This window comes from Kitasatospora sp. NPDC101155, assembly GCF_044768305.1.
Taxonomy (GTDB): domain Bacteria; phylum Actinomycetota; class Actinomycetes; order Streptomycetales; family Streptomycetaceae; genus Kitasatospora.
The window spans coordinates 1-1040 of sequence record NZ_JBIWPN010000171.1 but is presented as its reverse complement, the minus strand read 5'-3'; the positions used below and the strand labels follow the sequence as shown (position 1 = coordinate 1040).

The following is a 1040-nucleotide window of genomic DNA, read 5'->3' as shown; positions in this document are numbered from 1 at the left end:
GTATGCGCGGTGCAGGCGTGGGTCGTTGACCGCGATCCAGGCCAGTTTCACGTTCTGCCGGTCGGTCAGGTCCTCCGGGTTCTTCCACAGGGCGTGGCGGGAGTGCTTCAACCGGCGGGCCAGGTCCGGGTCCTTCGCGTCGCGGCGGGCGCGGTTCCAGCTGGCGCGGCGTTCCTCGTCCAGGGCGTCGGTGGCCCAGGCGACCACGTGGAACGGGTCCATCGCGCGGATCGCGTTCGGGGCGCGCTCGGCGACCACATCGGCGATCCACTCCGCGCCGTCCGCGCTGATGTGCGTCAGCCGGTGGGCCCGTTGCTCGCCGAGGGCGTCGAAGAAGGAGCGCAGCACGTCCTTGCCGTGGCCGTCAGCCATCCACACCACGTGCCGGGTGTCGTGGTCGACCACGACGGTCATGTACTTCTGCCCCTTGCGGTAGGAGATCTCGTCGATCCCGATTCGGCGCAGGTGGGCGAGGCGGTCCAGGCCGGCGTCGGCGTCGCGTCGGTAACGGGTCAGGATCGCGCCGACGGTGCGCCAGGCGACCCGCATCAGCTGCGCGGTCGCGGACTTGGAGCACTCGGTGGCCAGCCAGGCCACCTGCTGGTCGAAGTCCAGCGTGTGCCCGGCGCCGTGGCGGGCCCAGGGCACGGCCGCGACCACGACCCCGTGCCGAGGGCAGGCCACCCGTGGCGCGTCGGCCTCCAGGAACAGCGGCAGCCCGGCCGCGTCCAGGTGCCGCCACCGGCGGCGGCCCTCGCCGTTGTCGTAGCCCGGACAGCGACCGTGGCAGATCCCGCAGCGCCGCCGATAGCGGGCCTTCGGCCGCACCGCTACCACCATCACCTGCCCGTCCGCGTCGAACCAGGCGTCCTCCGGCACCGCCTCCTCGCATCCGACCAGGTTCCTCAATACCGTGGTGAACCGCACGCCGTTCTCCTCGCGCGCTCGATCTCAGGCTTCAGCACCTCAAGATCTGCACGGGGGACGGCGTGCACTGCGTCAGGCACCCCGAGGACGCCCACGGATGGAGCAGAAGAGCC

1 protein-coding gene is annotated in these 1040 nt (G+C 71.7%); it reads right to left on the bottom strand.

Translation table 11 applies throughout. The annotated features are described in order from the left end of the window. A partial coding sequence (locus ACIRYZ_RS46615; RefSeq protein ID WP_402955885.1) for an ISL3 family transposase occupies positions 1 to 927 on the bottom strand: 927 nt, incomplete at its 3' end. Positions 928 to 1040: the final 113 nt, after the last annotated feature.